The organism is Streptoalloteichus hindustanus, from assembly GCF_900129375.1.
GTDB classification, from domain to species: Bacteria; Actinomycetota; Actinomycetes; order Mycobacteriales; family Pseudonocardiaceae; genus Streptoalloteichus; species Streptoalloteichus hindustanus.
The window spans coordinates 51,341-71,832 of sequence record NZ_FQVN01000001.1; the positions used below are offsets into that span (position 1 = coordinate 51,341).

General features: G+C 73.3%; 13 protein-coding genes. 5 read left to right on the top strand and 8 right to left on the bottom strand.

Going from position 1 to position 20,492, the window contains the following annotated elements:
- Positions 1-23: 23 nt before the first annotated feature.
- Together BUE43_RS00245 and eccCa are read right to left on the bottom strand one after the other, a co-directional pair.
- On the bottom strand, positions 24-1,982 hold the full coding sequence (locus tag BUE43_RS00245; protein ID WP_073479307.1) for a type VII secretion-associated protein: 1,959 nt from the start codon (positions 1,980-1,982) through the stop codon (positions 24-26).
- A 129-nt stretch (positions 1,983-2,111) separates the two neighbouring features.
- Positions 2,112-6,161, bottom strand: coding sequence for a type VII secretion protein EccCa (gene eccCa, locus BUE43_RS00250; RefSeq protein WP_073479308.1), 4,050 nt, complete (start codon positions 6,159-6,161; stop codon positions 2,112-2,114).
- A 288-nt stretch (positions 6,162-6,449) separates the two neighbouring features.
- Between eccCa and eccD the strand changes: the two genes are divergently transcribed.
- Positions 6,450-7,877, top strand: a complete 1,428-nt coding sequence (gene eccD / locus BUE43_RS00255) for a type VII secretion integral membrane protein EccD (protein ID WP_073479309.1) — start codon at positions 6,450-6,452, stop codon at positions 7,875-7,877.
- An 11-nt stretch (positions 7,878-7,888) separates the two neighbouring features.
- Positions 7,889-9,403, top strand: a complete 1,515-nt coding sequence (gene mycP, locus BUE43_RS00260) for a type VII secretion-associated serine protease mycosin (protein WP_073479310.1) — start codon at positions 7,889-7,891, stop codon at positions 9,401-9,403.
- 584 nt (positions 9,404-9,987) lie between these two features.
- Here the strand turns inward: mycP and BUE43_RS00265 are convergent.
- From BUE43_RS00265 to eccB, 3 genes are all read right to left on the bottom strand, one after another.
- On the bottom strand, positions 9,988-11,130 hold the full coding sequence (locus BUE43_RS00265; protein ID WP_234995459.1) for a WXG100 family type VII secretion target: 1,143 nt from the start codon (positions 11,128-11,130) through the stop codon (positions 9,988-9,990).
- Positions 11,131-11,471: 341 nt separating this feature from the next.
- A complete protein-coding gene (locus tag BUE43_RS00270) occupies positions 11,472-11,786 on the bottom strand; it encodes a hypothetical protein (protein WP_083959198.1) in 315 nt (104 codons plus the stop codon).
- A gap of 122 nt (positions 11,787-11,908) precedes the next feature.
- Complete coding sequence (gene eccB / locus BUE43_RS00275) at positions 11,909-13,789, bottom strand: type VII secretion protein EccB (RefSeq protein ID WP_143173881.1); 1,881 nt, start codon at positions 13,787-13,789, stop codon at positions 11,909-11,911.
- Between eccB and eccE the strand changes: the two genes are divergently transcribed.
- From eccE to BUE43_RS00290, 3 genes are all read left to right on the top strand, one after another.
- Positions 13,776-15,026 (top strand): type VII secretion protein EccE, encoded by a 1,251-nt coding sequence (gene eccE / locus BUE43_RS00280; RefSeq protein ID WP_073480130.1) that lies wholly within the window; start codon positions 13,776-13,778, stop codon positions 15,024-15,026. The genes eccB and eccE overlap by 14 nt on opposite strands.
- Positions 15,023-15,748 carry a hypothetical protein gene (locus tag BUE43_RS00285; protein WP_200797331.1) on the top strand — a complete coding sequence of 242 codons (726 nt, stop codon included), beginning with the start codon at positions 15,023-15,025 and terminating at the stop codon, positions 15,746-15,748. Before eccE ends, BUE43_RS00285 begins: the two co-directional genes overlap by 4 nt.
- A gap of 321 nt (positions 15,749-16,069) precedes the next feature.
- Positions 16,070-17,653: a S8 family peptidase gene (locus tag BUE43_RS00290; protein WP_200797332.1), complete on the top strand. Its 1,584-nt coding sequence runs from the start codon at positions 16,070-16,072 to the stop codon at positions 17,651-17,653.
- A gap of 153 nt (positions 17,654-17,806) precedes the next feature.
- On the opposite strand, the gene truA is transcribed toward BUE43_RS00290, so the two are convergent.
- The 3 genes from truA to BUE43_RS00305 all read right to left on the bottom strand — a co-directional run bounded on the left by truA (position 17,807) and on the right by BUE43_RS00305 (position 20,424).
- The gene (truA, locus tag BUE43_RS00295; protein ID WP_407697071.1) at positions 17,807-18,745 is read right to left on the bottom strand and encodes a tRNA pseudouridine(38-40) synthase TruA; all 939 of its coding nucleotides are present in this window, start codon (positions 18,743-18,745) and stop codon (positions 17,807-17,809) included.
- Positions 18,746-18,771: 26 nt separating this feature from the next.
- On the bottom strand, positions 18,772-19,296 hold the full coding sequence (rplQ, locus tag BUE43_RS00300; protein WP_073479312.1) for a 50S ribosomal protein L17: 525 nt from the start codon (positions 19,294-19,296) through the stop codon (positions 18,772-18,774).
- 78 nt (positions 19,297-19,374) lie between these two features.
- The gene (locus tag BUE43_RS00305) at positions 19,375-20,424 is read right to left on the bottom strand and encodes a DNA-directed RNA polymerase subunit alpha (RefSeq protein ID WP_073479313.1); all 1,050 of its coding nucleotides are present in this window, start codon (positions 20,422-20,424) and stop codon (positions 19,375-19,377) included.
- Positions 20,425-20,492 lie beyond the last annotated feature (68 nt).

A 20,492-nucleotide genomic window follows, 5' to 3' on the forward strand; every position in this document is an offset into this window, starting at 1 on the left:
TCGCCCGGGGCCGGCCGCCCGTCTCAGCCGGTGATGCCCATCGTCCGCACGACCTGGTCGCACGCGGCGGCCACCCGCGCCCGGCCGCCCTCGGTGTACTGGCAGCCGACCGCGACCTGCGCCGTGCCATGGAACAGCACGTACCAGTCCACAGTGGTCGTCTCCCTGCGCTGCCGGTAGTAGACAACGTCCCTGCCGGCGAAGCTCGCCTTCTCCTGGAAGCCGGAGAACCCCCGGCCGGCCATCCGGTCGTACTCGGCCCGGAGCTGGCGCAGCGCCCGGTCCCGGTCCGCGCCGCTGTCGTAGTTGAGCTTGAACTCCTGCACCGCGATCAGGTCGGTGTCCACGGCGGCGTCGGTCGGCTTGACCTGCACCTTGCGCTGGCTGGCGTCGCCACCGTTCTGCTCCCAGTCGGCCGGCACCCGGAACCGGTAGTCGTACTGGGCGATCTCGCGCCCCTGCGCCTCCTGCGCGTGCGGGCGCTGCTCCTCGCCCTGTCCGGTCAGCGCCACGCCCACCCCGACGGCGACCGCCACCACCAGCGCCACAGCGCCGCCGACCAGCAGCGGCGTGCGGCGGCGCGACTTCGTCGCCGTCGCCGTCGCCGTCGCCGTCGGCGCGGGGGCGGGCAGGCCCGGCGCGGGCACGCCGAAACCCCCCGGCGGGGTGAACCCGGCGGGTGGCGTGGCCGCCCCTGGCCGGGGCGCTGGCGCCGCGAAACCACCCGACGGGGGGAAGTGACCACGCGGCGGGGGCGCGGCCACCCCGGCCGCCGGAACCGGGCCGGTCTGCGCGGTGTGGACGCCCTGGGCGGGATGGGCGGCGTGGCCCGCGCCCAGCGCGGCGGGCGGCAGCCCCGCCGTGCGGTCGGGGTCCCTGGTCACCGCCCGCAGGGCGCCCCGCGCGACGACGGTCTCCGGCTGGTCCAGGGTGATCGGCATCAGCCCGGTGCGCTCGTAGACCAGGCGCGACACCAGCGGAATGCGGCTCGACCCGCCGACGAGGAACACCCCGGCGAGCTGCTGGGGCGTCAGCCCGGCGTCCCGCACCGTCGCGACCACCAGCTCGGCGGCGCGGGCGAGGGGGTGCGCGATGAGACCCTCCAGGTCGGCCCGGGTGACGTGGGCGTCCGGGAAGGGCGGCGGCATGGGCACGTCCGTGTAGGCGTGCCGGGACAGCGTCTCCTTGGCGCCCCGCACGTCCTGGCGCAGCACGCGGCGGCGCCGGCGGTCGGCGAGGTCGCGCCCCTCGACCAGCCGGCGCCACGCCTCCTGGTCGGCGCCGGCCACCAGCCCGCCGACGTGCTCCAGCAGGGCCTGGTCCACGTCGGCCCCGCCGAACGTGGGGTCGCCCCGGGTGGCGAGCACCTGGAAGACCGGGACCTGCGCGGCGGGGTCGTGCGCCGAGGGCGCGCTCTGCCGGCGCACCACGCTGCAGTCGACCGTGCCGCCGCCGAGGTCGAGCACGGCCAGCGCCGAGCCGTCGGCCATGCCGTGGCCGGCCGAGTGGAACACCGCCGCCGCGACCGGCTCGGGCACGAGCACGATCTCGGCGGCCAGCCCGGCGGCGGCCTGCCGCAGGACCTGGGTGCGCACCGCGCCCCAGTCCGCGGGGTGCGTCAGCACCAGCAGGTCGACGGGCGCGCCCCCGGCGACCCGCCTGGCCTCCCCCACCGCGCGGGAGAGCACGACCCGGACGACGTCCCTGACCGGCAGCACGGTGTTGCCGAGCAGCAGCTCGCCCTCGTCGATCCGCCGCTTCGGGTGCGGCTCGTACCGGGACGGGTCGACGGCCGCCTGGCGCTCCGCCTCGTGCCCGACGAACACCGTGCCGTCGGCCGCGGCGAACACCGCGGAGGGCACCAGTGGCTGCCCGTCCACCACGACCACCTGCGGCTCGCTGCCGCCGCCGCCCTGGTCTCCCGTGGTCACCGCGGTGCAGGTGCTCGACGTGCCGAAGTCGATCGCGACGTGCAGGGTCACCCGCTCACCTTCTCACTGGCGTCGGACGAGAAGGACGCCCGGACCGGGGTCCGGGCGTCCTGGGACACGAGCGGGGCGCGCGGTCGGGGGCGGCGCACGCGGCGCGGCCCGCCCCCGACCCGCCCGCCGTCACTCCGCGGGGATGTGCGCGATCTGGACCAGCCGGTTGCCGCCCTTGCGGGCGACCAGGGTGCCCCGGCCCGGCGGCATGGCCGAGGGCTTGACGTTGCCGATCAGGTTGCCCTCGTCCTTGCTGCCGCTCATCACGATGCCCGGGGCCGAGCCCTCGCGCAGCTTCCCGATGATCGGGTCGCTGAACGCCGCCCTGCTGGCGCCGCCGGAGTTGCGCATCACCACGAAGTGCAGACCGATGTCCCTGGCCTGCGGCAGGAACTCGGCCAGCGGGGCCAGCGGGTTGGCGTGCGGGCTCGGCGCGACCAGGTCGTAGTCGTCGACGATGAAGAACAGGTCGGGGCCCTTCCACCAGGACCGGTTCTTCAGCTGCTCCTGGGTCACGTCCGGGCCGGGCAGCCGTCGGGTCATCGCCGTCTTGACATCGTTGATCACCGCCTGGAGCTGCTGCGACGACGCCGCGTAGGTGAGCACGTGGTCCGGCGGCAGGAAGCCCAGCATGCTGCGCCGGTAGTCGACCAGGATGATCCTGGCCTCCTGCGGCGAGTAGCGGTCGACGATGCCCCTGGCCACCACCCGCAGCAGGGTGGACTTGCCGGCCTCGGTCTCGGCGAAGCCGAAGAAGTGCGGGTCCTGGGCGAAGTCCAGGTAGACCGGGGCCAGCTCGTCCTCGTTGACGCCGATCGGCACCAGCTTCGGGTTCGGCTGCTGCTGGGGGGTCGGGAGCTGCTCGTAGGGCAGCACCGCCGGCAGCATCCTGACCTGCGGCGCCCGCGGGCCGCGCCAGGAGGCGTTGATCTTCTGGGCGGCGTCGTGGATGCCCTCGCCGACCCGGTCGACCAGGACCTCCCACCGCTGCTCCGGCGTCATGTCCGCGGTGACCCGCTCGCCGCTGTCCACCCGGGGCAGCGCGACCAGGAAGTGCAGCTTGTCCCGCGACAGGCCGCGGCCCGGCCGGTTCTGCGGCACGTTCACCGCGACCTTGCGGTCCACGTCGGACTCGCTCGTGTCACCGAGCCGCAGCTCGAAGCGCGTGCCCAGCATGTCCTTGAGCGCCGGCCGGATCTCGGCCCACCGGTTGGCGGTCAGCACGACGTGCACGCCGTAGGACAGACCCGAGGTCGCCATGTTGACGATCTGCTGCTCCAGCAGGTCGAACTCCTGCTTGAACGCGAGCCAGCCGTCGATCAGCAGGAACACGTCGCCGTAGGGGTCGTCCTTGATCTCGCCGCGCCGCTTGCGGTTGCGGAACTCGGTCATCGAGTCGATGCCCAGGTTCCGGAACCGCTGCTCGCGCTCGATCATCAGCGTGTTCAGCTCGGCGATGGTCCGCCGCACCAGGTCGGGGTCGAGCTTGCCGCCGACCGAGCCGACGTGCGGCAGGCCCTGCAGCGACATCAGCGCGCCACCACCGAAGTCGATGCAGTAGAACTGCGCCTCCTGCGGGGTGTGCGTCAGCGCCATCGACGTGACCAGCGTCCGCAGCAGCATCGACTTGCCCGACTGCGGGCCGCCGACGACGGCCATGTGGCCCGCGCCGCCGGACAGGTCCGCCCACAGCACCGCCTGCCGCTGCTCGTAGGGCCGGTCCTCCAGTCCGATGGGGACGGTCAGCCGGCCGTTGTGCTGGAACCCGGGCGCGCTGAGCCCCCGGTCCTCGGTGGGCGCCAGCGGCGGCAGCAGGGCGTCCAGCGTGGGCGGCTCCTCCAGCGGCGGCAGCCACACCTGGTGCGCCGGCGGGCCCTGGCGCAGCGTGCGCCGGACGAAGATCTCCAGCTCGCTGGGCTCGGCCGAGTCGTCCTTTTTCTTCTCGGCGGCCTTCGGCTCCTCCCTGGGCTTCTCCGGCTCCTTGGGGATCGGGATGAAGTCCGGGACGAAGTACTTCGGCCGGCGGTCGCCGCTGATCGGCGCCGCGGTCTGCACGGCCTGCATGCCCGGCGGCCGGTACGGGCCGGACACGTAGCACGCCTTGAACCGGGTCTTCTCGTTGTTGAAGACCAGGTACCCGGAGCCCGGGATCGGCGGCAGGTCGGCGGCGTCCGGGATGCCGATGGCGGCCCGGGAGTCCGCGGCGCTGAACGTCTTCAGGCCGAGCCGGTAGGACAGGTGCGTCTCCAGGCCGCGCAGCTTGCCCTCCTCCACCCGCTGCGAGGCGAGCAGGAGGTGGATCTGCAGCGACCGGCCCAGCCGGCCGATGGCGACGAACAGGTCGATGAAGTCCGGCTTGGCGCTGAGCAGCTCGGAGAACTCGTCGATGACGATCCACAGCGCCGGCATCGGCGGCAGGTCCTCGCCGCGCTCGCGGGCCTTCTCGTAGTCCCAGACGTTCTTGAAGTTGCCGCTGTCGGCCAGCACCTGCTGGCGCCGGGCCATCTCGCCGGCCAGCGCGTCGCGCATCCGGTCGACCAGGGTCAGGTCGGAGCCCAGGTTGGTGATGACCGCGGAGACGTGCGGGGCGTCGTCGAACCCGAGGAACGTCGCGCCACCCTTGAAGTCGACCAGCACCAGGTTCAGCGCCGCCGACGAGTGGGTGGCCATCATGGCCAGCACCAGGGTCCGGAGGAACTCGGACTTGCCGGAGCCGGTGGCGCCGATGCACAGGCCGTGCGGGCCCATGCCGCCCATGGCGGTCTCCTTGATGTCCAGCTCGACCGGCTCGCCGTGCTCGCCGACGCCGAAGGCGACCTTGTACTTCTCGCTGTTCGGCCGGGGCCGCCACGCCTGGGCCAGGTCGAAGGTCATCGGGTCGCCCAGCCCGAGCAGCTCGAACAGGCCGACGTTGGAGGTCAGCAGCGGCTGGTCCTCCGGCTCCGCGCTGCCGCCCTGGGCGGTCGCGACCCGCCACGGGGAGAGCTTGCGCGCCAGCGACTCGGCCTCGACCGCGCTCAGCCCGTCCGCCGTGCCGAACCACTCGACGCCGCCACCGGTGCGGGCGCCCAGCCGGTCGCCGTCCAGGACGATGCGCAGGCCCTTCTTCTGGGCCAGGTTCGCGGTCAGCGAGTCGGACAGGTCGATCAGGGTGACGCCCTGGAGGCCGTCCTGCTGGACGATGTACTCGCCGCGGTTGACCTCGCCGTCGTCGATCAGGATCACGATGTGCGGCTGGTCGGTCAGCGGCTGCGCGTTGCGGGAGAAGTTCCTGCGCTCGCCCAGCTCCTCGTGGAGCATCCGCTCGATCTCGGTCAGCGACCCGGCCATCAGCCGCATCTGGCCGATGCCGTCGACGTGCCGGGGGTGCTGCGCGTGCGGCAGCCACTTGACCCACTCCCACTCGCGCCGGGCCTCGCCGGCCGCGACGACCGCGATCAGCAGGTCGCTCGGGGCGTGGAAGGTGGCGAGCTGGGCGATCATCGCCCTGGCCAGCGCGCGGGTGCGCTCCCTCTCGCCGTACAGCGGCACGGCGGCGAAGCCGCGCAGCGAGATGGCGATGGGCAGGTCGGGGACGATCGAGTGGGCGCGCACGAACCGGCGCAGCGCCAGCGTCGCGATCGGCTCCAGCTCGTCGACCGGGCCGGTCTGCGGCGGCACCAGCCGGGTGGACAGCCGCTGCGCGCCGCGGCAGATCCGGACCTGGCAGAAGTCGGGGTCGTTGGGGCGGCGCTCCCACATCCGGCGCTGCCCCTGCCCGACCAGCGGCCACAGGGCCTGCGGGTCGGGGTGGCACCACTCGCGCTCGACGCGCTGCTCCATGGCGGCCTCGCGGGCGCGCTCCCGCATCTGGCCGAGGTACCGCAGGTAGTCCTTGCGGTCCTCGTTCATCTCGGCCTTCTTCTGGCCGGCCCCCTGGCCGCCGCCGGCCATCATGCCCAGCGTCGAGATCACCATCATGCCGCCGAAGACCAGCGACATCGGGTTCTTGCCGCCGGCCATGAACATGAAGACCATCATGCCGAGCGACGCGACCACCATCACGACCGGCAGCAGCTTCATGACGATGTTGCCGGGGATGACCCGGGGCACCTCGGGCGGTGGCTCCAGGTGGACCTCGCCGCCCGGGGGACGTGGGGCGGCCAGGCGCGGCGACCGCTTGAACTGCAGCGTGCTCACCGGACGGGCACCTCTTACTTCTCCCCGACTCGCGAGGCTGGGGTCGGGATCGGCTGGCGAACGGACGAACCGGGTGCGCGAGGCGGGCGAAGGGCCCCCGACGGGTGGGCGGCAAGTTTCCCCGCCCCACTTCGCCGGAACCCGGGGTCCCGCCGCACTCGGTGCGGCCATACTAGGGGCGCTCGTCGCCGGGCATGGCCGGTTCCGCGACTTCCGCGAGACGGACGACGACCGCCGCGACGGGTTCGACAAGCCCGATCCGAGAAGAAGAAGGACGAGGGGACGCTGGTGGCGACCGGGACGACGGTGTTCAGCCGGGTGACCGTGGTGGCGCCGACCACTCGCATCGACGTCGCCCTGCCGGCCGACGTCGCGGTGGCCGACCTGCTGCCGATGGTGCTGGACATGGCCCGCAGGGCCAGCGGCGAGGGCGGCCCGCTCAACGCCAGGGACGGCGGGGTGCGGCACGGCGGCTGGTGCCTGGCCAAGCTCGGCGAGTCCGAGCCGCTGGACCCGAGCCGCACGCTGGCCTCGCAGGGTGTCGTGGACGGCGAGCTGCTCCAGCTCCGCCGGCGCAACGAGAACCCGCCGCCCCCGCTGTACGACGACGTCGTCGACGCCATCGCGGACTCCGCCCCGGACAGCTACCGGCCGTGGACCACGGAGACCGCCGGCCGGATCGGCCACCTCGCCGGCGGCCTCGCGCTGGTGGGCGCGGCGATGGCCGCGTGGCGCGCCGGCCCGAGCTACCCGCTGGCCACCGCGCTCGTCGCGGGAGTGGCCGCGGTGGTGGCGGTGGTCGTCGGCGCGGTGATCGCCAGGGCGTACGCGGCGGCGACCACCGGCGTGGTGGTCGCGGCGGCGGGCGGCCTGCCGCTGGCGCTCGTGAGCGGCCTCTACATCGTGCCCGGCACCGAGGTGCTCGGCCTCGGCCGCGCGAACCTGTTGCTGGGCAGCGCGTTGGTGCTGGTGGTCGCCACCGCCTCGATCATGGTGCTGGGCGCGGGGGTGACCGTGTTCGTCGCGGCCGCCACCGCCGGCACGTTGGGCGTGCTCGCGTTCGCGGTCGCCACCCTGGTGGACACCCCGGCGCCGGGCGTCGCGGCGGGCGCCGGCGCGGTGGCGCTGGCCGGCCTGTCGACGCTGCCCCGGCTGACGCTGCGGCTGGCCCGCCTGCCGTTGCCCCAGGTCCCCGGCAGCGCCGAGGACCTCAAGGAGGACACCGGCTTCCCCGAGTACACCGTGATCGAGCGGCGCACGGGCCTGGCGCACGAGTACATGACCGGCATGCTCGTCGGCTGCGGCGTGGTCGCGGCGATCTCGGCGATCCTGGCCGCCACCGACGGCAGCGTGTTCGGGCCGCTGTTCGCGGTCGCGCTGTCCGCCGTCATGTTGATGCGCGCCCGCGCCTACGCCAACGGCAGCCAGGCCGTGGCGTTGCTGGTGACCGGCATGGTGGCCGCGACCGGCGTGCTCCTGGGCTGGCTGTGGACCGCCACCCCGTTCACCCTGCTGCTGTGGGTGTTCGGCGCGTTGGTGCTGCTGGCGGCCACCGGTCTGGTGCTGGGCGTGGTGTTCCCGGAGAAGAAGTTCTCGCCGGTGCTGCGCCGCACCGCCGACATCGCCGAGGCGGTGCTCATCGCGTCCGTCCTGCCGCTCGCGCTGGCCGTGATGGACCTCTACAGCACGATCCGCCACCTGAACATCAACATCTGAGGTCGTCGCCGATGCGCAGCCCGCGGACGCTCCGCAGGCTCGTGGCCGCCGTCGCGGCCACGAGCCTGATCACCCTGGCCGGACCGGTGCTGTCGGCGGCGGCCCAGCCGACGCCGACCGGCGGCCAGTCCCCGTCGGGGCAGCGGACGGCGGGCGCGTCGCCCGCCGCCAAGCCGTCCCAGAAGTCGCCCCGGCCGCCGGCCGGCGACATCCCGAAGGGGATTCCGCCGCTCGACCCGGACGAGAGCAAGCTGCCCGGCGCCGGACCGGCCAAACCGGAGATCTCGTACGCGCAGAAGGACGGGTGCGTCAAGACCCTCCCCGACACCGCGAAGAAGATCGAGCACAAGCCGTGGGGCCAGGTCGCGCTGAACTTCGAACAGGTCTGGGCGCTGACCAAGGGCGAGGGCGTCAAGGTCGCGGTGATCGACACCGGGGTGAACCGGCACCCCCGGCTCGGTGACGGCCACGGCGACTACCGGGTCGAGGAGGGCGGCGACTACGTCGTCGAGGCCGAGAAGGGCGTCAAGGACTGCGACGGCCACGGCACCGCCGTCGCCGGCATCATCGCCGCCGACAACCGCGACCCCAGCGTCGGCTTCTCCGGGGTCGCCCCGGAGGCGCGGATCATCTCCTACCGCCAGTCCAGCCCGAACTACCGGGGCAAGGACTCCAGCGGGCGGGAGCGGCCGGCGGGCACCGTGGAGACGATGGCGCACGCGGTCCGCAAGGCGGCCGACGACGGCGCCAAGGTCATCAACATCTCGGAGTCGGCCTGCCAGCCGCCGGTCGCGTCGACCTACTACGCGCCGCTGCACGCCGCCGTGCGCTACGCGACCAAGCAGAAGAACGCGGTCGTCGTGGTCGCCGCCGGCAACGTCGACGGCCAGACCTGCAAGCAGAACGAGCCCTACGGCAAGATCGAGACCCTGCCGAGCCCGGCATGGTTCGACGACGACGTGCTCACCGTCGCCGCCGCCGACGAGAACGGCGCGCCGGCGAGCTTCTCGATGAACGGCCCGTGGGTGGACGTCGCGGCGCCCGGCACGAAGATCACCTCGCTGGACCCGGCGGAGAACGGCAGGGGCCTGGCGAACATGCTGTCCCAGAACGGCAGGTACGAGACCATCCAGGGCACCAGCTTCGCCGCGCCGTACGTGGCCGGCGTCGTCGCCCTGGTCAGGGCCCGGTTCCCCAACCTGCCGGCGAAGCAGGTCATCGAGCGGATCGAGAAGACCGCGCAGCACCCCGCGGGTCCCGGCGGGTGGAACCCGCAGCTCGGCTGGGGCATGGTCGACCCGGTCGCCGCCGTGACCGCGGTGCTGCCGGAGGAGCAGGGGGTCGTCGCTCCGACCGCGACCGGCGCCCGCATGCAGATGCCGCCGGCGGTGGAGAAGGACTGGACGCCGACCATCGTGGCGCTCGGCGGCGCGGGCGGCGGTGTCGTCCTGCTCGGGATCACCCTGTTCGCCGTGCACACCGTGGGGCGGGTCCGCTCGCGGCAGGCGCAGCGCGCTCGCACCTGATCCACAACCCGACCTCCTCCGTCCACAGTGGACGGAGGAGGTCGTTCGTCACCGTCCCCTGAGGACGGTCCCCAGCACTCCTCCAGTCACCCGAACCGTCCTGCGCCCTGGCAGCGAGGCATTGCCGCAGCCTTCGAGAGCACAGCCTGGCGCCGGACGAGCAAGGCCGACGATCTTCGACATGGCCAGTGCCCAAGAGACCGGCAGCGCGGCCGGGGTGGGAAACCAGGTGCCGCCGCAGAACGGCAGACCCGCGCGAGGGTGACCGGCAGACGCCGTATTGCGCCCATCCCGCCAACTGCCAGCGCCTGACCGCCGGTCGGGAGCGGGCAAGGCGAATCCCCACTGTCCTCGGGGCCACCGCCAGGGTGAGCGGCTCCGCGTCGGTCAGCTCCAGCCCGTGTCCCGAAGCCAGATCGGTGCCACCACACGCCTGGCGGGAAGCCGCGACCCCGAACCGCGGGACGGTTGTGGGACCGAGAACACCGGCGGCACACCGGCTTCGTCCTGATCGACCGATTTCCCACGGCGCGGAGGGACGTGGCCGGACACCGACCTGACAGTCCTCAATGGACGATTGTCGGTCACTCGATGACCGGCGGGGCGGCCTTCCTGGGCTCGCCGAACAACTCGGACGGGTCGCTGGTGAGCCGCGACTTGTTCCTGCGCTCGGTCTCGCCGCCGCCCTGGCCCTGCCCGCCACCCATCATGCCGCCCATCGGCATCATCCCGCCCGCCATCGGGGAACCCGCGGGGGACGGCCGACCGGCGGCCGCGGCGGGAGCGCCGGCGAACCCGGACTTCGGTTGCTCCTTCGGCGTTTCCACCGCGGCGGTGTGCGCGCCCGGAACCAACGGCTGTTGCTGTTGGGTCTGGGCGCCCGCGCCCGCGCCCGTCCCACCGCCGAGGGCGCCCCCGGTGACCGCCCCACCGACCGCACCGGCGCCAACACCACCGCCGGCCACTCCGCCGCCGGCCGCGCCCAGTCCCGGGGACTGCTCCTTCGGCGTCTGGGTGGGCTTCGTGTCGGCCGGCGGCCCCTCCTTCGGCTTCGGCACGTCGAACGTCCAGTTCCGGTCAGGGAACGTGTGCGGCATGGCGACCTTGCCGAAGCCCTGACCGGCGTCGATGCCGTCGCACAGGCGGACGAACGCCTCCAGGACCTCCCGCACCGACTCGAAGATCTCCCGCGTCGGGCGCTTCATGTCGTCCAGGTGTGCCCGGGCCCGCGCCTCGCCGTGCAGGGGGACGGTCAGGGCCTGGGACAACGAGTCCGCGCCGTCGGCGAGGACGGCGGCCATGTCCCGCACCAGGCCGCGGATCGCCTCGGCGGTGACGTCCAGCGCCTCGGCCATCGCGGTCATGGCGTCGCCGAGGTCGGTGCTGGCCTGGCCAACCTGGCGCATGTGGTCGAGGAAGGAGTCGGAGTCCGCGCCGTCCCACACCGCGTCCAGCGCGCCCAGCGGCTTGTCGACGTCCTGCCGGACCCGCTCCAGCACCCGGCTCGCCGCCCGCCAGGCCTCGGCCTGCTCGTGCATGTCGTTCCAGCGGCCGACCACGCGGCCGAAGTACTCCTCCACCGGGTCGGGCACGCCCAGGTCCCTCGCGAGGCGGGAGAGGTAGTCGAGGTGTCCGAGCAGCCCGTCGGCCACCCGGTCGCCGTCCGGCCCGTGCGCTCCGGGTCTGGACGCGCCCCGCGGCGGATACGGCAGGGGTGCCGGCGCCACGGGGCCGGGATGCGGCAGGGTGCGGGGCAGATCCGCACCGGGACGCGGGGCCGGCGCGGGCGGCTCGGCTGCCGGATACCGCTGCGGCTCGGGTCGGAGGTGACCCGGCCCGGGATACGGGGCCGGGGGCGGCGAGAAGGCCGGTCGGTACGGGTTTCCGCCGGGCGGCTGGCCAACCGGATCACGTGGCAGCACTGGTGGGCTCCTCCCCCTCGACTCGCACTCGCTCCGCGACGCCGTGCCCCCCGAACGCCGTGCGCCGTGCCCCGCTGTGACTCCGTGCCGCCGGGCTCCGTGGCTCGTGTGGCCCGGTGCCGTGCCCCGTGCCCGTACCGGCGTGCTCAGTGCCGCTGGGTGCGCTTGAGGGTGCTGGCGTTGTCGGAGTCGTGGCCCTCGTAGTGGTCGGCCACCTTCACCAGGCCCACGCCGGCCGCCCCGAGCACCTCGCACGCGCGGTCGAGCTGCTGGCGCAGCAGCGCGGCGGCCCGGCCGTAGGCGTCGGTCACCCGCACCGTCCGCCCGAGCTCGCCGAACGCCTCGGGCGGCAACGGGTGGGCGTTCACGGTGTCGCGGGCCCGCCGCACGGCCTGCGCTCCCTGGTCGACCCGTCGCGCGTAGTCGCGCAACCAGTCCGTCTCGACCCTGATGCCGTCCACGCGCGCCCCCCTCGTCCCCGCGCCCACCGCCGAAGTCACCCGCACCGGCGGGCGCACCCGGGCGGCCGGCCCGGCGCCGTCCCCGCACTGTCGCGAGTGGACGGTCGCCGGGCCGCCCGGTCTCACTTCCCGGTCTGGCCGGTGCCCTGCTGGCCGTTGGCCTGGCCGCCCTGCTGCTCGCCGGGGGGCAGCTCGGCCTTCGGCGCGCTCTGGTCGACCGGCAGGCTGTCGTAGATCCGGTCGGCCATCGCCGGGTCCAACGCCGGCCCGTTGGGCAGCAACTGCAGGATCGACTGCGGCGCCGGCGCGTACTTCTCGCCGAGCCCGAGCCCCTTGGCGATCTCCTCGCTGGGCACGCCGTAGCGCACGCCGCGGTCGGAGACCACCGAGATCGGCCCGGAGGCGACGTCCATCTGCGTGTTCACGCTGCGGACCACCGCACCCTTGCCGGGCGGCATGAACGCCAGGTCGATGTTCTCCAGGTTGTCCAACTTGTACTGGGCGAGCTTGACCGGCCGCATCTTGTCCGGCAGCGGCACGCGGCGGCCGACGGTCACCGAGGTCTCCGGCTTGCCGTCCTTGCCGCTCCACCGCAGGCAGGTCACCGGGGCCTCGGCCACGCCGAGCGCCTTCTCCGGCGTCACCACGGGCAGGTCGTCGATCTTCAGCTTCTGCGCGTCCGGCGCGGTCTTGGCCACGTCGGCCGGCGGCACGTCGATCGGCTTGACGGCGCCGGTCTTCGGGTCGGAGTACCGGATCAGCTCGGCGACGGCCTGCGGCACCTGCTGCACACCGTCCCTGAGCACGACGAAGTACTCCTCGGCCTGCCCGGTGCGGTAGGCCCGGACCACGTTGCCGACCTTCGCGCCGCGGATGGAGAAGTTGGGCTCGCCGTTCTGCCCGGGGATGGCCGGCGCCTCGACCCTGCCCACCTCGGGAATCGTGTTGAGCAGGGCGGTGCTGATCGGCCGCGGCTCCACGTTGGTCAGCCGCAGCGCGCTCATCACCTGCTGGTTCGCCACGTCGATCAGGCCGCGGACGACGGTCCTGCGGTCCTTCTTGTTCGTGTAGAGCAGGTAGTGCTGGCCGTTGCTCGCCCGCACGAGGACCACGCGGTTGTCCCCGAGCGGGTCGATCGTCTGCTCGACGCCGATCAACGCCGTCGTCTCGACGTCCGGCTTCTTCTCCTGCGGCGCGGTCGGGTCGGTCCGCAGCTCGTCGCAGACCGACCACACCGGGACGGCCTGCTGGTCGGCGTGGGTGGGCAGCATCTCCGGGGCGCCCGGCATGCCGGTCAGCGGCCCCTTCGGGGTGTTCTGCAGCGCGGTCTCGTCGACGACGATGGGGTCGCCGCCACCCGGTCCGGGACCGGCGCCGGCCGGGCCGCCGCCCTGTCCGCCCTTCTGGGCGCGCGCCATCAGCAACAACTTGGCCGAGGCGATGTTCGGCGTCGGGATCAGCTGCTGCGGGTTGCCGGCGACCACGTAGACGGCGCCGGTCTGCTTGCTGATGACGATGCCGCCCTCCTTGGGCAGGCTGCCCTTCGGCTTGAGCACGCCGAAGATGAGGAAGCCGAGCACGCCGACCACCGCCAGCAGGGCGCCGGCGGCGAGAGCACGTTGGTGGGTGCGCATCGGCTCGTGCAGCATCACGGCGTCCTTGCGCGTGAGCGCGGACTCCATGCGGCGGAGCACGAATCGATACGCCTGAACCTGGGACTTCGTCGTGGGTGTTGAGGGCATTCTCGGCCTGCAGCTCTCCCGTCCGCGATACGGTTCCGCAGGATAGCCGGCCGGTTCGACGTCCGGGTCCGGTTCGACCGAACCGGATTCCGGGCCGGACGCCGGCCGCACCAGAGCAGTCGCCCGCGCCGACACCGAACCCGACTGACCCGTGCCGGCGCGAAGGGAGCGAGGGGGAGAGACCGAACGGATGTCCGTGACCACATCACGCCCCGCCCCGCCGGGGCCGGCCGCGGCCGTGAACGCGATGCGCGCCGCCATGCGCGCCCGCCGGCGCACGATGGGCGCGAGCCTGGGCGCGTTGCCGGTCGTCAACCTCGTGGTGATCGAGGTCGGGCTGGCGCTCGGGCTCCTGCTGCTCGCGGCGAACTCCGCCCTGTGGCCGGTCTCGGCCGCCGTGCTGCTGATCGCCCTCGTCGTGGCGTTCATCCGCTGGCGCGGCCGCTGGTTCACCCAGTGGGTCGGGCTGACCCTGCGCTACACCTTCCGCTCGCACGCCAGGGTGGTCCGCCCGGCCGAGGTGGCGGCCGCGGCTCCGGCCGCGACCGGGGAGCGGGCCGACGACGAGGCGGTGACCGGCCCGGAGGACCCGAGGGTCGCCGTGCTCCGGCTGGCCGTGCCCGACCTCGTGGTCGCGCACGGCACCGACCACGAGCGCCGGCAGGTCGGGCTGGCCTGGCACGAGGGCACCTGGACCGCCGTGCTGCTGGTCGACACCCCGCAGCCCATGGTCGGCCGGGTCGGCACGGCGCCGAACCTGCCGCTGAGCGTGCTCGCGCCGTGCCTGGAGGACCGGGGCACCGTGCTGGACGCGATCCAGGTGATCTGGCACTGCTACCCCGGCAGCGCGGCCCTGCCGCCGAACTCCCCCGCGTTGGCCTCCTACCTGGAGGTGCTGGGCCAGCTTCCGGCCGCGGCGCGCCGCACCACGTGGATCGCGGTGCGCCTCGACCCGCGGCGCTGCCCCGCGGCCGTGCGGGAGCGCGGCGGCGGCGTGGTCGGCGCGCACCGCGCGTTGATCGGCGCCCTGTCCCGCGTACGCAGCGCCCTGAACGAGCGCGGCATCCCCACCCGCCCGCTGGACGTCGACGAGCTGCTGCGCGCGGGCATCTCCGCGGGAGAGCTGACCGCCGCGCTCGGGTCGAAGTCCTCGGTGACGCTGCGGGAGCGGTGGGCCGGGGTGACCGCGGGCGGCATCGGCCACGCGAGCTACGCGATCACCGGTTGGCCGAGCCGACCGGCGGAGAGCCTCAACGCGTTGACTGGCGTGCGCGCGTTGTCCTCCACCGTGGCGCTGTCGCTGGCGCCCAGCGGCGAGGACGGCCAGGTGGGGTTGCGCGGCCTGGTCCGGGTGAGCGCGCGGACGCCGAGCGAGCTCGACGCCGCCGACGGCCAGCTCCAGCAACTCGGCGACCGGCTCGGCGTCTCGTTGACGCCGCTGCGGGGCCTGCAGGCCGCCGGGCTCTCGGCGACGCTGCCGATGGGAGGTGCCGGGTGAGCCGGACGCGGTTGGAGAACCAGGGCGGGGCCGGTGGGGTCGCGCCGGAGTTCCTGGTCTCGCCCGAGGCGCTGGACGCGGTCAGCCCGTCCGGCGACCGGGGCGGGATGATGCTCGGCGCCACCCCGCAGGGCGAGCCGCTGAGCATGTCGATCCTGCGCGCCGAGCCCACCCGGATCGTGATGGTGGGCGGGTTGTACCTGGCCAGGCAGCTCGCGCTGCGGGCGATGGCGACCGGCGCCTGGGTGATCGTGGCGACCGGCCGGCCGCAGGCGTGGCAGGTGCTGGCGCGGGCCGCCGGGCAGCGCCCCGACGGCGGAGCGGTGCCGCTGGTGCAGATCCGCCGGCTCGTCCCGGTGGAGCTGCCCAGGGCAACCGAGGACGGCCCGCTGCTGGTGATCCACGACGGCGGCGCTGCGCCGCAGGAGATGTTCCCGCCGCGGTCGGCGTGGCAGACCACGGTGTACGTGCTGCCGTACCTGCACCCGAACGCGATGGCCGTGGCGAACACCGCGGACCTGGTGCTGCTCCAGCGGATGCCGATGGGGCAGGCGCAGATGGCCGCCCGCACCTGGCGGCTCGGGCCGCAGCACGTGCAGCAGCTCGCCACGATGAAGAACGACGCGGTTGTGGCGTTGGGCGCCAACCTGTGGCAGCCGCTGCGACTGATCAGCAACGCGCGGGAGCAGCAGATCCTCGGGCCGGTGCGGCTGGGGGACTGAGCTCCTCCGTCACCATCGGTGATCACGGGGCGTCACCTTTTGGGGTGGCGCCCCGTCTCGTTCTCCGAACACCGCGGTCGCCGATCCCCCCGTTCCACCGCACCCGGCACGCTGCGCGCGGATCAGCGGACTAGCCCGAAAAGCCCAGTTTCCGAACGGGCGACAATTCTTTGTGGTACCACGGGCCCACGCCGTTTTCAATGACTGTTTGCCCAGGTCAGGGGACCATATCCTGGGAAGACGTCCCCATGGACGAGTCATTCCCCAGACCGCGCCCGGTTGAACCAACCGATGCGCACCCCTGCCTGAGGGAGCACAGCCATGGAATGGATCATGCGCGCCGCCCGGAGATCAGTCGGGCTCGGCGCGGCGACCGCAGCCGCGGTTGCCGTCACTCTCAGTGGATCATTACCCGCCGGCGCCGACGAGGGCGTCATCCGAGCGGCGGGAGCCGCCGAGCCCGTCAAGGACAGCTACATCGTCGTGTTGCGGAACGACCGGGTCTCCGCCCAGTCGCTGCAGGCGACGGTCGACGGCCTTGTCGCCAGGCACGGTGGAGCCGTCACGCACACCTACCGCTCGGCCCTCCACGGCTACGCCGCCGCCATGAGCGAGAAGCAGGCCCGGCGCCTGGCCGCCGATCCCCTGGTCGCCTACGTCGAGCAGGACCAGGTGGTCCGCGCGAGCACTGACCAGGACGACCCGCCGTCGTGGGGCCTGGACCGGATCGACCAGCGGAACCTCCCGCTGGACAACAAGTACTCGTACGGGAACGACGGCAGCGGCGTCAACGCGTACATCATCGACACCGGTATCCGCACCACCCACACCGACTTCGGCGGCCGCGCCAAGCACGGTCGCGACACGGTCGACAACGACAACGACGCCACCGACTGCAACGGCCACGGCACGCACGTGGCCGGCACGGTGGGCGGCACGGAGCACGGGGTCGCCAAGGGCGTCACGCTGTGGGCGGTCCGGGTGCTCAACTGCCAGGGCTCCGGCAGCTTCGCCGGCGTCATCGCCGGGATCGACTGGGTCACCGCCAACGCGGTCAAGCCGGCCGTGGCGAACATGAGCCTCGGCGGCGGCGCGTCCAGCGCGACCGACGACGCCGTCCGCAAGTCGATCGCCTCCGGCGTCACCTACGCGGTCGCCGCCGGCAACGGCGACGCGGCCGGCAACGCCCAGGACGCGTGCACGGTCACGCCGGCCCGCACCAAGGAGGCCATCACGGTCAGCGCGACCGACAAGGCCGACACCAAGCCGAGGTGGGCCAACATCGGCACCTGCGTGGACCTCTTCGCGCCCGGGGTCGGCATCACGTCGGCGTGGCACACCGGCGACGACGCCACGAACACCATCAGCGGCACCTCGATGGCCACCCCGCACGTGGCCGGCGTGTCCGCCCTGGTGCTCGCGGCCGACCCGTCGGCCACTCCCCAGCAGGTGAGCGACAAGCTGGTGGGCGAGTCCACCCCGGACGTCGTCAAGAGCCCCGGCCGGGGCACCCCGAACAAGCTGCTCTACTCCGCCCCCGGCGGCGACCCGGGGCCGAAGTGCAGCAAGACCAACACCACCGACGTCCAGATCCCGGACGGCGGCTCGACGGTGAGCAGCGAGATCACGGTGACCGGCTGCGCGGGCCGGGCTCCTGCCGCCGCGAAGGTGGAGGTGCACATCAAGCACAGCTACCGGGGCGACCTGGTGATCGACCTGGTCACGCCGGGCGGCGCGGTGAAGAACCTCAAGCAGTCGACCTCGTGGGACTCGGCGAAGGACGTCAACGAGACCTACACGGTGGACCTCTCGGCGGAGAACCGTGACGGCACCTGGAAGCTCCAGGTGAAGGACCTCTACCAGCAGGACACCGGGTACCTCGACAGCTGGTCCGTCAGCCTGTGATCGGCGTGCCCTGACGACCGTGCTCTGACGACCGTGCCCCTGCTGGCACCAGCACCGACGGCACCAGCACTGCCGGCGCCAACACCGCCGGGCCCGGCCTGACCTGACCCGGCGCCCACAGGACGTGACGCTCGGACGCGCCAAGCCCGGGCGTCACGTCCGCGCGCCACCCGGTTCGCCGAGGTCCCGGCACGACGCGTCGGGGACGCGAAGCCGGCGGGTGGCCTCGGCGCGCGCCGCCAGCTCGGCGTCGGCCGGGTAGTCGACGCCGACGAGCGTGAGCCCGTGCGCCGGGGCGACGGTGACGCCGTTGGCCCGCTCCGTCGCGCGCAGCAGGGCGGCCGGCCAGTCGGTCGGCCGGCGGGCCTCACCGACGGAGAGCAGGGCGCCGACCAGGCTCCGCACCATCGAGTGGCAGAACGCGTCGGCCGACACGAACGCCGTGAGGAAGTGCCCGTCCCTGACCCACTCGAACCGCTGCAGCTCCCGGACGGTGGTCGCGCCCTCCCGCCGCCGGCAGAAGGCCACGAAGTCGTGCTCGCCGAGCATCAGCGCGGACGCCGCGTTCATCGCCGCGTCGTCGAGCGGGCGGGGCCACCCCAGGACGTGCCGCCGCAGGGACGGCTCGACGCCCCACGGCGCGTCGCACACCCGGTACTCGTAGTGCCGGCGCAGCGCGGAGAAGCGGGCGTCGAAGCCCTCCGACGCGCGGACGACCGAGAACACCCGCACGTCGTCCGGTAGCAGCCGGTTGAGCCGCCGCGCCAAATCGTCCACTTCGGACTCGGCGGGCACGTCGGCGTGCGCGGTCTGGCCGTTCGCGTGCACACCGGCGTCGGTGCGGCCGGCGACGGTCAGCCCCACGTCGGTGCGCAGCAGGCGGGACAGCGCCGCCTCGAGTTCACCCTGGACGGTGCGCCGCCCCGGTTGCTTGGCCCACCCGGAGAAGTCCGTGCCGTCGTAGGCCAGGTCCAGTCGGACGCGGACCCTCGCCGCCGCGGGCTCCTCGGCCCACCGGCGCGTCCCCGCGGCCTCGTCCCGCGTGCGGACGAGCCCGCCACCCCCGGTGGGGGTGGCGGGCTCGGGACGCACAGCTCCGGTGCGGTCGGGCGAGTTCGTCAGGACTCGTCCTTCTTCTCGGCGGCCTTCTCGTCGGCCTTGGCCTCGGCGCCGGCCTCGTCGGCCTGGACCTCGGCACCGGTCTCCTCGGCCTTGGCCGGGGTCTCGGTCTCGGCGTCCTTGGCGAACTGGGTGCCGCGCGCCTGCTCCGCCTCGGCGGTCACGGTCCGCTCCCGCACCAGCTCGATGACCGCCATCTTGGCGTTGTCGCCCTTGCGCGGCATCGTCTTGATGATGCGGGTGTAGCCGCCGTCCCGCTCGGCGAAGAGCGGAGCGATCTCGGCGAACAGCTTGTGCAGCACGTCCTTGTTGCGGATGACCTTCAGCACCTCGCGGCGGTTGTGCAGGTCGCCGCGCTTGGCCTTGGTGATCAGCCGCTCCGCCAACGGCTTGAGCCGCTTCGCCTTGGCCTCGGTCGTCTGGATCCGGCCGTGCTCGAACAGCGAGGTGGCCAGGTTGGCCAGCAGCAGCCGCTCGTGGGCCGGCGACCCGCCGAGACGGGCGCCCTTGGTGGGCTTGGGCATCGGTTGCTCCTCTTGCTTCCTGGAGGTCTCCCGCCCGACCGGCTCCCCGCCCAGGAGGGCGGGGAGCTGGTCAACGCGTCAGAGCTGCTCCGTCTCTGCGTAGTCCTGGCCGTCGTCGTTGCCGTGCTCGGCGCCGACCGCCCACCCCTCGCTGGGGTACTCGGCGGCGGCGGCGGTCGGGTCGAAGCCGGGCGGGCTGTCCTTGAGCGCCAGGCCAAGGCCGGCCAGCTTCATCTTGACCTCGTCGATCGACTTCGCACCGAAGTTGCGAATGTCGAGCAGGTCGGCCTCGCTGCGCGAGACCAGCTCGCCGACGGTGTGGATGCCCTCCCGCTTGAGGCAGTTGTAGGAGCGCACCGTCAGGTCGAGGTCCTCGATCGGCATCGCGAACGCGGCGATGGTGTCCGCCTCGGCCGGCGACGGGCCGATCTCGATGCCCTCGGCGTCCACGTTCAGCTCGCGGGCCAGGCCGAACAGCTCGACCAGGGTCTTGCCGGCCGAGGCCAGCGCGTCCCGCGGGGTGATCGACGGCTTGGTCTCGACGTCGAGGATCAGCTTGTCGAAGTCGGTCCGCTGCTCGACACGGGTGGCCTCGACCTTGTAGGTCACCTTGAGCACCGGCGAGTAGATCGAGTCGACCGGGATCCGGCCGATCTCGGCGCCGGCCTGCTTGTTCTGCACGGCCGGGACGTAGCCGCGACCACGCTCGACGACGAGCTCGATCTCCAGCTTGCCCTTGGCGTTCAGGGTGGCGATGTGCAGGTCCGGGTTGTGCACGGTGACACCGGCCGGCGGCACGATGTCGCCCGCGGTGACCTCACCGGGCCCCTGCTTGCGCAGGTACATGGTCACCGGCTCGTCCTCCTCGGAGCTGACCACGAGCTCCTTGAGGTTGAGGATGATGTCGGTGACGTCCTCCTTGACGCCCGGCACGGTGGTGAACTCGTGCAGCACGCCGTCGATGCGGATGCTGGTCACCGCCGCGCCCGGGATCGAGGACAGCAGGGTGCGCCGCAGGGAGTTGCCGAGCGTGTAGCCGAAGCCCGGCTCGAGCGGCTCGATGACGAACCGGGAGCGGGTCTCGTTGACCGGCTCCTCGGTCAGCGTGGGTCGCTGGGAGATGAGCACTGTCGGTTTCCTTTCCTACCGGCGCCCGCCATATGACGCCGACGGGGATGGCGCGCCGGCCGGTCCCG

Bases quoted from the DNA above. Each gene is read 5' to 3' on its own strand.
- BUE43_RS00290 (WP_200797332.1), top strand. From the start codon at position 16,070: ATGGAATGGATCATGCGCGCCGCCCGGAGATCAGTCGGGCTCGGCGCG.
- rplQ (WP_073479312.1), bottom strand. From the start codon at position 19,296: ATGCCCAAGCCCACCAAGGGCGCCCGTCTCGGCGGGTCGCCGGCCCAC.
- mycP (WP_073479310.1), top strand. From the start codon at position 7,889: ATGCGCAGCCCGCGGACGCTCCGCAGGCTCGTGGCCGCCGTCGCGGCC.
- eccB (WP_143173881.1), bottom strand. From the start codon at position 13,789: ATGGCGGCGCGCATCGCGTTCACGGCCGCGGCCGGCCCCGGCGGGGCG.
- eccE (WP_073480130.1), top strand. From the start codon at position 13,776: ATGCGCGCCGCCATGCGCGCCCGCCGGCGCACGATGGGCGCGAGCCTG.